We start from the raw sequence: 12,693 nt of genomic DNA on the forward strand, positions 1-12,693 counted from the left end.
CTTCGCGGCACTCTTTCAAGATACGAAGCGATGTTTCCCGTGACTGGGTATCGGTCTTTGGAGCCTCGAAACGACGTCTCCTGAGCCTTCAGATCGGTTTTTCGAAACTCGAAACGACGTCTCCTGATACTTCACGGAAATCTTTGGAGACTTGGAACGATCTTTTCGGAATCTTCGCGATGGACTTCGAAGGCTTGGAACCATGTTTCGCGAAACTCCGAGGTGGCTTCTGAAGACTCCGCGCCGGTCTTTGGAGACGTGGAACGAGGTCTCGCGACACTACGCGGAGGTCTGCGGAGACTGAGAACGAAGTTCGCGATATCGCTCAGAGGTCTTCGGAGTCGTGCGATGACGTCTCGCGACGCTTTGCAGACGTCTTCGGAGACGTCGGGCGATGTGTCGCGATACTGCGCGGCAGTCATCGGAGCGGCAGGACGGGCTTTCGTGCAGGGTCCTGGGCTGCTTCGTTGTGTTCTTGCGAGGATCGGGGCAGGGATCGGACGGCGACGGAAGGGCGCGGTCGCTGATCGTGGATGGGGTCTGGCGCTTCTCACACGATGAACTGAGTCTGCGGCGCTGCCGGCAGGGGCGTCGGCGCGCTACAGGAAGACACTGAAGGGGTAGGGAGGGGATGGCTGGGACAGGGCGTGTTCGAACGCGTGCAGAAATTCGCTGAATGAGTGCGAGACGATGCTGGGGTTCTCCCACTCGGGCGCGTAGCCGTGCACCACGCTGCCGAAGGCGTCTGCGGACAGGCAGACGGCGAGATAGTCGTCATCGGCGCGGACGGACATCGCGATTGGAAAGTGCTTGTCCCAGAACCTGGCTTGCTCGGCACGTTCCGCCGCGCTGTCGCAGGTCTCCAGTGCCAGTTGCTCGATGGCGTCCCAGGGAAAAGCGGGCGCGGGGGTCTTTACGTAGTCGGGTGCGCCGAGCAGCCAGGCGTCTTCCTGCGGACTCAGGCAGCACTCGATTCTCCCGATGAAGTCTTGGACCTCATCGGGAAGCCTCGGATAACGCGACGTCACGTCTGCGGGCAGACGCAAGGCCGGTTCCGGGTGAACAACGACTTTCCAGCCGCGCGCAGCGAGCAGTTCGAAGACGCGATCCATGCGGAACACCTCGCCTGTTGTGGCGCGCCCGTTTGACCAGAGCGCCGGCTATTCGATGAGCATATCCGTCCGCGCGGGGCGCGTGACCGCCCCGAGACTGATCCAAGGACCTGATTCGTACCAATCCTCATCGCCGATGGACCGGCGATGCGAAAAGCGTTCGGACAAGGTCCGAACCCACAGATGCCGCGAGCTTGCGGTGCGTGGGTTTGGAACTTGTCCATGAGCGCCGGGTCGAACACCGCTGGCTGGTCGCACTGGACTTCTGACTCTGCGTAATTGCTACGGCCACCGATTCCGGTGGCCGCGTCGCGGGACTCCGCCAACGAACGGCGGCTTCCGGCAAGCGCGCGAATGCCTTGTGAGACAGTCGGGCATGGCCCGTCGTTGGGCCGGTGGGTGGCTGGGCCGAGGGCAAGATCGCGGGAGCAAAGGCAATCCTTCCTGCCGGCCATCGCAGCCCCGGCCCGAATGCGCAACCCCGCGACAAGCACGGGCAACCTGGGGTGCAACGGCGCGGCGGGGGTGCGGCCAGACTGGCGCTGCGCCATGGGCCTTAAAGCCGCGGCGGCGCACCCCCAACCTCAAGGAGCCTGATCATGTCCGCACCATGGCGCTTGTCTTTCATCGGAGCTGTCCTTGCGTGCCTGCACCTGCCGGCGCAGGCGGGAGTTCTGGTCGACCAGGCGGTGTGCAATGTCCGCTTGTCGCCCGGTCAACTGGAGGGCATGGGCAGATCGGGCGGGCTGGTCGTCTCTACCAAGCAGACCTACGCAGAATGCAGCGACGAAATGCGCACGCCGCAGGTCACCTACTTCTGTTCGACCGGCCCGACGAGTCCCAACTGCCCCCTCGACACGCGCGCGCACTATTCGGAGGCCGCACTGATGGCGGTGTACTCGGCGCTGACTGAGTCCCTGCATGCGCTCGAACGCGTGGACATCTTCTTTGAAGGAAACTTCACCGGTCAGCGCGGGATGCAGGTGCGCATCAACCAGGATTGAAGCTGGCCGGAAGCGGCGCAGGGCAGGGTCTGGGTGGCGACCAAGCTGCGCTTTCCCGCGCGCCGTCACACATCGTGCGTGCTGCGCTAGCCTAGGCTCTCCTCACCACGCCACCGAGCCCGGCCCGATGCGCCTGTTCTGCCTGCTTGCCTTGCTGCTGACCGTCGCCTGGCAACCCGCCAGGGCGGGCGATCACCTCTTTGATGCCGGCTTCAACGAATCACCGGAAGGCCCGCTGAGCGATGCGGAGGCGGCACGCTTCCTGACCCAGGCGACCTTCGGCGCCACGTTGCCGGAGATCCGCAGGCTGCGTGCCATGGGCTACAACGCCTGGCTCAACGAGCAGTTCGCGCTGCCATTGAACCTGCACCGGCCATACATGGACGCGCAGCAGGCAGCCGGCATCAGCGTCTACCAGAACTCGCGTCAGGAAGCCTGGTGGGACCGCGCGATGCGCTCTCCGGACCAGTTGCGCCAGCGGGTGGCCTTCGCCCTGAGCGAGATCCTGGTGGTGTCGGACCGCAGCGGCGCCATCGAGGGCACGCCTTTCGGCATGGCGCACTACTACGACGTGCTGCAGCAGGAGGCTTTCGGCAATTACCGCGAGTTGCTCGAACGGGTGACCCTGCACCCGGTGATGGGCCACTACCTGTCGATGTTCAAGAACCGCAAGCCGGACGTCGCGGCGAACATCCGCCCGGATGAGAACTACGCGCGCGAAATCATGCAGTTGTTCTCGATCGGCCTGGTGCAACTGGGGCCGGATGGCGTGCCGGTGACCCAGGGCGGCGCGCCGGTGCCCACCTATGGCCAGGACCAGATCCGCGGCTTCGCGCATGTGTTCACCGGCTGGAACTGGGCGAACTGCCCGCGCACCGACGGCGGCCAGTGGTGGGAGTGGGAATGGTGTCCGTCCGGGCCGGAGGGCAACCCCGGCGCGGGTTGGCTGCTGCCGATGCAGGAATGGGAGCAGTACCATGCGGTGGATGGCCCCAAGACCCTGCTGAGTTATCCGGGCGTGACCCTGGCCGGCGGCGTGCTCCCGGCCGGCGGCACCGCGCGGGCCAATCTCGAAAGCGCTCTGGACAATGTGTTCCGCCATCCGAATGTCGGTCCCTTCCTGGCCCGTCGGCTGATCCAGCGGCTGGTGTCGAGCAATCCTTCGCCGGCCTATGTGGCGCGGGTGGCCGCGGTGTTCGGCAACAATGGCCAGGGCATACGCGGCGACCTGCGGGCCACCGTCCGCGCGATCCTGATGGACAGCGAGGCACGCACCCTGCCCACGCTCGCCAGCCACCGCGGCAAGCTGCGCGAGCCGCTGCTGCGGCAGACCCACCTGTGGCGCGTGCTCAACGCCTATGCGGACAACGGCCGCTACCAGGAGTGGAACGCGGAGTTCAGCTACGGTCAGGCGGCGCTGCGGGCGCCGACAGTGTTCAACTTCTTCCTGCCGGACTTCCGCCCCACCGGCGAGTTGTCCACCCTGGGCCTGGATGCCCCGGAGTTCCAGATCACCACCGATCCGCAGATCGCCAGCAGCTCGATGGCGCTGGGTGGGCGCACCTACTGGGCCTGGCGCGGCAACGAGTGGCAGACCCCGGAGGATGTCGTCGTCGACCTGCGGCCCTACCAGCCACTCGCGGTGGCCAGTCCCGCTGCGCTGGTCGACCATTTCGACCTGGTGCTGATGAACCGCACGATGTCGCAGGCCATGTTCAACATCCTGGTCAACCACATCGCCAGCATCGATCCCGCCCAGGACCAGGGCCGCGAGCGCGTGATGGACACCGTCTGGCTGATCCAGACCTCGCCCGAATACGTCATCGAGAGGTGATCCGCATGAATCGTCGAGACGCTCTTCGGCACCTGCTGTGCGCCACCGCATCCAGCGCTCTGTTCACCTCGCTGGCCGGCAAGCTGTCGCTGGCCCAGGCCGCCGTGCCTGCCGGCAGCCGCACCCTGCTGGGTGGCGGTTACCGCGCGCTGGTCTGTGTGTTCCAGTACGGCGGCAATGACGCCTTCAACATGCTGGTGCCGCGCGATGGCGCCGGCTACGCGCAGTACAGCGCATCGCGCGCGGCGCTCGCAATCCCAAGCGCCCAACTGCTGCAACTCACCCCCAGCGTGCCGCCGGCCGGCGGTGGCAACTTCGGCCTGCATCCGTCGATGGGCGGCCTGCAGAACCTGTTCAACACCGGCAAGGCGGCCATCGTCAGCAATGTCGGCCCGCTGCTGTATCCGATCAACAAGACCCAGTTCCAGGCCGGCAGCGTGCCGGTGCCGGCGCAGCTGTTCTCGCACAGCGACCAACAGGTGCTGTGGCAGACCCCCGCTGCGGAAACCGCGAATCGGCGCGGCTGGGGCGGCCGCCTGGCCGATTTGTTCTTCGCCAGCAATCCCAACCAGCAGTTGTCGATGAACATTTCCATCGACGGCGAGAACGTGTTCCAGGCCGGCAACAACGTGGTGCCCTACTTTGTCGGCCAGAATGGCGTGGAAGGGATCTACTTCGTCAACCAGGAACCGTGGAATGCGCCGCGCCGCGCCGCATTCGAGGCCCTGCGCGACCTCAACCACGGCCATGCGATGCAGCGCGAGTACGCCAACCGCATGCGCCGTGCGATGGACAACGAGGAAATGGTGACCGCGGCGCTGGCCGGCGCGCCGCCCCTGAACGTGACCTTCCCCGACACCAGCCTGGGCCGCCAGTTGCGCATGGTCGCGCGCCTGATCAGCGCCCGCGGCGCGCTGCAGATGAACCGCCAGATCTTTTTCGTCGGTCAGGGCGGCTACGACACGCACGCCAGCCAGCTTGCCGATCATGGACCCTTGCTCGGCGAGCTGTCGGCTGCCATCAGCGCCTTCTATGCGGCGATGACCAGCATGAACCTGGGCAGCGACGTCACCACGTTCACCGCCAGCGATTTCGGACGCACCCTGTCGATCAACGGCGACGGCACCGACCATGGCTGGGGATCGCACCACTTGGTGATCGGCGACGCAGTGCGCGGCGGGCGCATCTTCGGCACGCCGCCCAACCTCACGGTGGGCGGCCCGGACGACGCCGACTGGGGACAGGTGATCCCGACGCTGGCGGTCGACCAGTACGCGGCCACGCTGGCGAGCTGGTACGGATTGTCCAACGAGGACCGCACCCTGGTGTTCCCTAATCTTGGCCGCTTCGCAACGCCGAACCTGGGCTTCATGCTCTGATGCGCCGCGCTGTCCTCGTCGTTTGCTGCGCGGCGGCCCTGGCGCCGCCATCAACGTTGGCGCTGAACAACTGCCTGCCCGGCAACTTCGTGGACCGCCGCGGACAGGACGATGTGGTCATCGCCAACGACCAGCCGGGCAACCCCTTCCTCTACCGCCCGCGCTGTCTCACCGTCAGCGCCGGGGCGCGCGTGCTGTTCCGCGCCGTGCCGGACTTCGGCAACCACCCGCTGTTTGCGGGCACGGTCACCGGCGGCACTGCCACGCATGACCCGACCAGCCCCATCGGCAGCATCACCAGCGGCCCCGAACGGGCCGTGGTCTTCCCCGCCGCGGGCGAGTTCCCGTACTACTGCGACTTCCACTTTGCGCAGGGGATGCTGGGCTCAGTGCAGGTGGTGCCGGAGTGGTTTGCAAGCGGTTTTGAGTAGTTCCTCACGCGCGTCGCGAATCCCTGCCACTTCAGGGGAAAACGCGTTTCGCCCTGTGATTGGCGCCGTCGCCCAGGCGTCTGTGGGAGCGGCACTCCGCGTCCGCGCCGCGGTCAGGGGTTGCGGGCTGCGCGCGCGGTCTTTTCGCTTGTGGCACTTCCGGTTTGTGGGAGCGGGCCCCGCTCGCGAGCTCTTGGCTGTCGCCGTCGCTGTCGCTGTTGCCGTCGCTGCTGCTTTGCTGTTTGTGGGAGCGGGCTCCGCCCGCAAGCTCTTGGCTGTCGCCGTCGCTGTCGCTGTCGCTGTTGCTGTCGCTGCTGCTTTGCTGTTTGTGGGAGCGGGCTCCGCCCGCGAGCTTTTGGCTGTCGCCGCTGCTTTGCTGTCGCTGCTGCTTTGCTGTTTGTGGGAGCGGGCTCCGCCCGCGAGCTTCTGGCTGTCGCTGTTGCTTTGCTGTCGCTGCTGCTTTGCTGTTTGTGGGAGCGGGCTCCGCCCGCGATCTTTTGGCTGTCGCCGTCGCTGTTGCTTCAAGATCAAAGGCCAGAGCGTTTCGGCCTGGCGGCCGAGTCACTTCTTTCTGCTTGCCCAGAAAGAAGGTGACCAAGAAAGAGGGCACCCCGCGTCCGCGCCCCGTGTGCGTCGTGCACACGGGGTCCCCTGCGGTGCTCGCCGGATCAAGGCCGCTGCGCAACTCGCACATCCCTGTGCTCGGACATGCTCGCTTTCCCCTTGATCCAGCTCCGCTCCTCGGCGCTCCCGAGGGGCCCCGGGTTTCTTCGACCCGGCTTCCTGCCTGGTTCTTGAGGTGTGGCGGGTCGGCCGGCTTGCGGGTCTTGTGCGGAAGGAAGCCAGAGCCAGCAGCAGAGCCAGCAGCTCTGCTCGGCTGATAACGCTTCGCTCTCGACCCCCGTCGAGCAAATCGATCAAGAAGCTGGCCTCGAGGACCAGGCAGGAAGCCGGGTCGAAGGAACAATGGGGCCCCTCGGGAGCGCCGAGGAGCGGAGCGAAGCGCAGGGGAAAGCGAGCACCTGATTCGTACCAATCCTCATCGCGGAAGCGCCCCAAGAGCAACAGCGTTTGGACAAGGTCCAATCCCACGCACAGCAAGCTCGCGGCATCTGTGGGTTCGGACCTTGTCCGAACGCTTTTCGCATCGCCGGTCCATCGGCGATGAGGATTGGTACGAATCAGGAGCGAGCATGTCCGAGCACATGGACGTGCGAGTTGCGCAGCGGCCTGCGCTTCGTGAGCACCGCAGGGGACTTGCCGCGCACGACGCGCGGCAAGCGCGGACGCGGGGTGGCCTTTCTCTTGGTGACTTTTCTTTGGCCACTCAAAGAAAAGACACTCGGCCGTCAGGCCGAAACGCTCTTGCTCTCGATGCCAAAGGCCAAAGGCGAAAAACGAAAAGCAAGAAGATCGCGGGCGGAGCCCGCTCCCACAAACAGCAAGCAGCCGCGACCGCGACGGTGACAGCGACAGCGACAGCCAGGAGCTCGCAGCCAAGCGACAGCGACAAGAACCAGGCTTCCTTCTGCTCAAGACCCGCAAGCCGGTTGACCCGCCACACCTCAAGAACCAGGCAGGAAGCCGGGTCGAAGGAACAATGGGGCCCCTCGGGAGCGCCGAGGAGCGGAGCGAAGCGCAGGGGACAGCGAGCATGTCCGAGCGCAGGGATGTGCGAGTTGCGCAGCGGCCTGCGCTTCCTGAGCACCCCAGGGACCCCGTGTGCACGACGCACACGGGGCGCGGACGCGGGGTGGCCTTTCTTTTGGTGACTTTTCTTTGGCCACTTCAAAGAAAAGTTACTCGGCCGCCAGGCCGAAACGCTTTCGCTTTCTGAAGCCAGAAGCCAGAAGCCAGCAGCCAGCAGCCAGCAGCCAGCAGCCAGCAGCCAGCAGCCAGAAGATCTCGAGCGGAGCCCGCCTCCACAGATGCGAAGGCGACCAGCGCCCACCCGCCATCAGATCAGGTCAACATCCCCCAAGATCAAACCCTGCGCGGCCCCGGCCTCCCGTCCTCGACCACATAGCGCGCCTGCACCTCGAACTCCGCCTCGCGCACGTGGACGTCCCTGACCACCTGCAGGGTGGCTTCCAGCCGCTCGCGGCCGAAGTCGAGCAGGGTGTAGCCGCGCTGGTCCGAGCGGAGCTGGTGCAGGTGCGGGTTCTCCGGCTGCAGCGCGGTGTAGTAGTCCTGGGGGCGGGCGTCGGCGCTGAGCGAGGTGCCGACGAACTCGCTCGCTACCGTCGCCGAGTCGAAACGTGTCGGATCTCCGGGCACATCGGCCACGATCGCGCAGTGCAGGTCGCCACCGGCGAACACCGGGTTGCTGAGCCTGGCGGCCTGCATCTGCTGCAGCACCTTCTGGCGCGACAGCGGGTAGCCGTCCCAGCCGTCAGTCCAGGTGCCGAGTTCGGCGCCGGGCAGTTCGTCCATCGGTGCGAAAAGGGTCTGCTGGCCGATCAGGTTCCAGTGCGCGCGGCTTTCCTTGAAGCGCGCGGCCAGCCATTCCTCCTGCGCGCGGCCGAGCAGGGTCTGCGCGGGGTCGCGCAGCTCGCTGCAGTTGGGCAGCACCTGCGAGGCGTGCCGGTTGATCCGCGGGCAAGGCTGCGGCGTGCGGTACTGGCGGTCGTCGAGCAGGTAGATCCGCAGCAGATCGCCGATGTCGAGGTGCGAGTAGATGCGCATTTCGCTGGCGCGCGGGAACATCCGGCGCGGCACCGGCATGTGTTCGAAGTAGGCCTGGTACGCGGCTGCGCGGCGCAGCAGGAAGCCCGGATCCAGGTTCTCCGACTGCTCGCCGGCGTAGTCGTTGTCGACTTCGTGATCGTCCCAGGCGAAGGCCCACGGCCCTTGGCGGTGCATCGCCTGCAGGTCCGGATCCAGCTTGTATTGCGCGTGGCGCATGCGGTAGCCGGCCAGGGTGTTGGCCTCGCCGCCGTGGTGGCGGCGGATCGGGTTGCCCCACTGGCTTTCGTAGATGTAGTCGCCGAGGAAGAGCACCAGGTCCGGCTGGTCGCGTTGCATCTGGCGGTAGGCGCTGAAGTAGCCGTGCTCGTAGTTCTGGCAGGTGGCGAAGGCGATGCGGTAGCGGTCCAGGCGGCTTCCGGCCGCCGGCAGGGTGTGCGTGCGGCCGACCGGGCTGACCGCGTCCTCGCACAGGAAGCGGTAAAAGTAGGTGCGCCCGGGCTCCAGTCCGTCCACATCCAGGTGCGCGCTGTGGCCGACATCGGTCGAGGTTTCGAAGGCGATGGTCCGGCGGATGGTCTTGAAGCCCTCGTCGTCGGCGATCTCGCAGCGCACCGAGATGCGGTCGTCACCCGGGATCCCGCCGTCCGGCAGCAGCGGCGCCGGTGCCAGGCGCGTCCATAGCGAGAAGCCATGCGGGTGCGGATAGCCGCTGGCCACGCCGAGCGAGAAGGGCTCGGCGACGAAGCGCGCGCGCGGCGGCGCCTGCGCGCCGGCGGGCGTCAGCAAGGCCGGGGCCATGGCCAGTCCGGCGGTGCTCCACGCGGCCTGCTGCAGGAAACGCCGGCGTGCGAGCGGATCGCGCGGCAGCGGGCGGCGGCAGAGGTGGCGGATCCAGTCGCTGAGCCGATGCATCGAATACTCCTGGGGCGTTGGCCGGGGCTGCCGGCGGTGTCAGGCGGCACGGTCGGGCGCCGGCGCAGGCGCGAACTTCAGCCGCAGTCCCAATGCCTTGGCGACCTTCATGACCGTGGCGAAGCTGGGGTTGCCGTCGCCGGAAAGGGCCTTGTAAAGACCGGCGCGGGTCAGGCCGGTATCCCGCGCCAACTGCATCATGTTGCGTGCGCGGGCGACGTCGCCCAAGGCGGCGGCAATCAGCGCAGGATCGCCGGATTCCATCGCTGCATCCAGATAGGCGGAAATGTCGTCTTCGGACTGCAGATGTTCTGCGGCGTCCCAACGGGTGAAGGATTCAGTCATTGGTCACTCTCCCAGTCCTGAGCGATCCGCTTTGCTTTTGCGATGTCTGAGTCCTGCGTGGACTTGTCGCCGCCGCAGAGCAGGATGGCCAGCAGTGCGCCGCGACGCACGAAGTAGACCCGGTAACCCGGGCCATGGTCGATCCGCAACTCGCTGATGCCGTCGCCGACCGGCTTGGCGTCACCTGGATTGCCGATACTGAGCCGACGGATCCGCACGGCGATCCGCGCACGTGCTCCGCGGTCCCGCAGGGCAGCGAACCACACCTTGAATGTGCTGCTCTCGACGATGGTGAGCATCTGGGGAGGATAAGTAGCAGTCACCGGACTGTCCACCGCGGTTGACATGGTGTCCATGTCCTGACCTTTGCGATCGTTCAGCAAATAAACACGAACGGTCGTGCTATTGTTTCGTCATGTACGCTACCGTTCTCCCCAGCAAAGGCGCCGCCACCCGCGAACTGATCCTCGCGCGGGCGGTGGAGCTGGCTGATCGCAGTGGCCTGGACGCGCTGACCATCGGCACCCTGGCCGAGGCGGCGGGCATGTCCAAGAGCGGGGTGTTCGCGCATTTCGGATCGCGCGAAGACCTGCAACTGGCGGTGCTGGACGCGGCCGCGAAGATCTTCACCGACGAGGTATTCGTGCCGGCAGTGCGCGAGCGGCGCGGGCTGCCGCGTTTGCGCGCGATCCTCGATGGCTGGAAGCGGCGCACCCTGCGCTACGGCGAGAACCGCGGCTGCCCGATCGGTGCGGCGCTGCTGGAGTTCGACGACCAGCCCGGTCCGGTGCGCGAGCGCGTGATGGGGCATATCGCGCACCTGCTGCGGGAGATCGCACGCGCGGTGCGGATCGCGGTGGAGCAGGGACATTTGCACGCCGACACCGATCCCGAGCAGGTCGCATTCGAAGTCCACGGGCTGATGCTCGCCTTCCAGTTCGAGGTCAAGCTGGCGGGTGTGGAGCGCGCGGTGGCGCGCGTCGAGGCGGGCGTGAACCGCCTGATCGACAGTCTGATCGAAACCCCTTCCAACCACGATTGAACCGCGCTGATGGCGGCGCAGCGCACCCACCGGGTGCTCCAGGAGACGACAGAGATGGCCACAGTTTCGACGCAAAAAAGCACGACCGTTCGGTCCAGTCAGGTGCCGTGGTCGATCCGTGCCGCAGTAAGCCTGGGCAGCGTGTTCGCGCCGCAGCACACCGCGGAGCGGGCGCTGGACCTGTTCACCACGCCGATGGGCAGTTCGCGCAGCCGCGCGGCTCAGGCGGACCTTGGCGGCGCGCGGATGCAGCGGATCAAGGTCGCGGGCGACGCGATTGCGACCTACGCCTGGGGCGAGGTCGGCGAACAGCCAACGGTGCTTCTGAGCCACGGCTGGTCGAGCTTCGGCCTGCGCTTCCTGCCGTGGGTGCAGATGCTGCGCGCGGAAGGCTACGCGGTGCTGTCCTTCGACCAGCCTGGGCACGGGCGCAACGGGCCGGCAAAGATCACGCTGCCCGGATTCGCCGACACGGTGCTCGCGGTCGGGCGGCACTACGGTCCATTCGCCGCGGCCATCGGCCATTCGCTGGGCGGTGCGGCGATTGCGGTGGCGATGCGCGAGGGGATGGTGGCCTCGCGTGCGGTGCTGATTGCGCCGGCGGCAGATGGTGCCGCGGCCTCGCGTCGCTTTGCGCGTGCGATCGCCTTGCCGGAAGACCTGCGCGCGGCGATGCAGCGACGCCTGGAGCAGCAGACCGGGCGCGAGATGGACGCGCTGGCGATCCACCGCGTGGCGCCGCACCTGGCGCAGCCGGCGCTGATCGTCCACGATCTGGCAGACGTCGATGTGCCGTGGGAGGAGGGCGAGCGCTATGCCCGGTTCTGGCCGGGTGCGCGACTCATGAGCGTGCAGGGACTGGGCCACCACAAGATCGTCAACGACGACGGCGTGATCGCGGCCGGGCGCGCTTTCCTGCGCGGCGAGGTGGTCGGTGAGCGCGTGGTGTCCACCCAGGCGCTGGTCTACGGGTACGCCTGATGGCCGGGCCCGAGCTCCTGTCGCTGGATGCAGACGCTGGCCGCGGCGCGGCGGCTTTGGCGCCGCTGACCTGGTACCCGGGCGAGCGTGCGGACATGCCGGTGGTGCTGGTGGTGCCGGCGCTGGGTACACCCGCCGGGGTGTATCGCCGGCTGGCGGAATCGCTGGCGGCGCAGGGGCTGCAGGCCGCGGTGGTGGAATTGCGTGGCGTGGGACGCAGCCCGGTGCGTGCGCGGCGCGGCGTCGACTGGGGCTACGCCGATCTGGTCGACGGCGAGATCGCGCATGCGGTCCAGGCCCTGCGGGCGCACTGTCCGCAGGCGCCGATCTTCGGCCTGGGCCACTCGCTCGGCGGGCATGCTCTGCTGCTGCACCAGGCGCGCCGGATCGATCAGCCGCTGGCTGGTGTGGCGCTGGTCGCCAGCGGCACGCCCTGGTGGCGCAACTACCGCGGCGGCGCCCGCTGGATGGTGCGCCTGCTGGGTCTGGCTGCGGATCGCTCCAGCCGCTGGTGCGGCTACTACCCGGGCGACTGGCTGCGCTTCGGTGGGCGCCAGGGTGCGCGGCTGATGCGCGAGTGGGCGCACCTGGTAGGCCATGGCAGCTTTGCCGAATCGATCTGGCCGGATGGCGGCTGGCGAGATGCGCTGCGTGGACTGCGCACGCCAGTGCTCGGGATCGCGATGCCGGGCGATGCCTACACGCCATTCGAATCGCTCAAGCACTTGCTGCACATCGTCGGCCACGCGGAGGCAGGGGAAATGCTCGAGGTCGATGGCAGGCCGGGTCACTTCGGCTGGCTCAAGCAACCGGCGCCGCTGGCCGGGCGTGTGGCGCGCTGGATGCGCGGCTGAGAGACGAGGGCACGAAGGCACGAGGGCACGAGGGCACGCAAAAGCAGGACGACGCGAAGTTGCGCTTTTCCGTGCCCTCGTGCCCTCTTGCCCTCGTGCCCTCCAAGTCGG

11 protein-coding genes are annotated in these 12,693 nt (G+C 67.1%); 7 read left to right on the forward strand and 4 right to left on the reverse strand.

Annotated elements, in window-relative coordinates; genetic code table 11:
- Positions 1-599: 599 nt before the first annotated feature.
- Positions 600-1,112 (reverse strand): hypothetical protein, encoded by a 513-nt coding sequence (locus IPK27_06425; GenBank protein ID MBK8067257.1) that lies wholly within the window; start codon positions 1,110-1,112, stop codon positions 600-602.
- A 599-nt stretch (positions 1,113-1,711) separates the two neighbouring features.
- Between IPK27_06425 and IPK27_06430 the strand changes: the two genes are divergently transcribed.
- The 4 genes from IPK27_06430 to IPK27_06445 all read left to right on the forward strand — a co-directional run bounded on the left by IPK27_06430 (position 1,712) and on the right by IPK27_06445 (position 5,760).
- A complete protein-coding gene (locus tag IPK27_06430) occupies positions 1,712-2,116 on the forward strand; it encodes a hypothetical protein (GenBank protein MBK8067258.1) in 405 nt (134 codons plus the stop codon).
- A 127-nt stretch (positions 2,117-2,243) separates the two neighbouring features.
- A complete protein-coding gene (locus IPK27_06435) occupies positions 2,244-3,950 on the forward strand; it encodes a DUF1800 domain-containing protein (GenBank protein ID MBK8067259.1) in 1,707 nt (568 codons plus the stop codon).
- A 5-nt stretch (positions 3,951-3,955) separates the two neighbouring features.
- Complete coding sequence (locus IPK27_06440) at positions 3,956-5,329, forward strand: DUF1501 domain-containing protein (protein ID MBK8067260.1); 1,374 nt, start codon at positions 3,956-3,958, stop codon at positions 5,327-5,329.
- Positions 5,329-5,760, forward strand: coding sequence for a hypothetical protein (locus IPK27_06445; GenBank protein ID MBK8067261.1), 432 nt, complete (start codon positions 5,329-5,331; stop codon positions 5,758-5,760). The genes IPK27_06440 and IPK27_06445 overlap by 1 nt, the downstream gene beginning before the upstream one ends.
- A gap of 1,983 nt (positions 5,761-7,743) precedes the next feature.
- Here IPK27_06445 and IPK27_06450 read toward each other — a convergent pair.
- From IPK27_06450 to IPK27_06460, 3 genes are read right to left on the reverse strand one after another with little or no spacing between them, the layout of a single operon-like run.
- Positions 7,744-9,360, reverse strand: coding sequence for an alkaline phosphatase D family protein (locus IPK27_06450; GenBank protein ID MBK8067262.1), 1,617 nt, complete (start codon positions 9,358-9,360; stop codon positions 7,744-7,746).
- A 39-nt stretch (positions 9,361-9,399) separates the two neighbouring features.
- The gene (locus IPK27_06455) at positions 9,400-9,705 is read right to left on the reverse strand and encodes a putative addiction module antidote protein (protein MBK8067263.1); all 306 of its coding nucleotides are present in this window, start codon (positions 9,703-9,705) and stop codon (positions 9,400-9,402) included.
- Positions 9,702-10,004, reverse strand: a complete 303-nt coding sequence (locus tag IPK27_06460) for a type II toxin-antitoxin system RelE/ParE family toxin (GenBank protein ID MBK8067264.1) — start codon at positions 10,002-10,004, stop codon at positions 9,702-9,704. The genes IPK27_06455 and IPK27_06460 overlap by 4 nt, the downstream gene beginning before the upstream one ends.
- A gap of 116 nt (positions 10,005-10,120) precedes the next feature.
- Here IPK27_06460 and IPK27_06465 point away from each other — a divergent pair, with 116 nt between their 5' ends.
- The 3 genes from IPK27_06465 to IPK27_06475 are packed head-to-tail and all read left to right on the forward strand — an operon-like array spanning position 10,121 to position 12,582.
- Positions 10,121-10,747: a TetR/AcrR family transcriptional regulator gene (locus IPK27_06465; GenBank protein MBK8067265.1), complete on the forward strand. Its 627-nt coding sequence runs from the start codon at positions 10,121-10,123 to the stop codon at positions 10,745-10,747.
- Positions 10,748-10,801: 54 nt separating this feature from the next.
- Positions 10,802-11,728 (forward strand): alpha/beta hydrolase, encoded by a 927-nt coding sequence (locus IPK27_06470; GenBank protein ID MBK8067266.1) that lies wholly within the window; start codon positions 10,802-10,804, stop codon positions 11,726-11,728.
- Positions 11,728-12,582 (forward strand): alpha/beta fold hydrolase, encoded by an 855-nt coding sequence (locus tag IPK27_06475; protein ID MBK8067267.1) that lies wholly within the window; start codon positions 11,728-11,730, stop codon positions 12,580-12,582. The genes IPK27_06470 and IPK27_06475 overlap by 1 nt, the downstream gene beginning before the upstream one ends.
- The last annotated feature ends 111 nt before the right edge of the window (positions 12,583-12,693 follow it).

The organism is Rhodanobacteraceae bacterium (assembly GCA_016713135.1).
Taxonomy (GTDB): domain Bacteria; phylum Pseudomonadota; class Gammaproteobacteria; order Xanthomonadales; family SZUA-5; genus JADKFD01.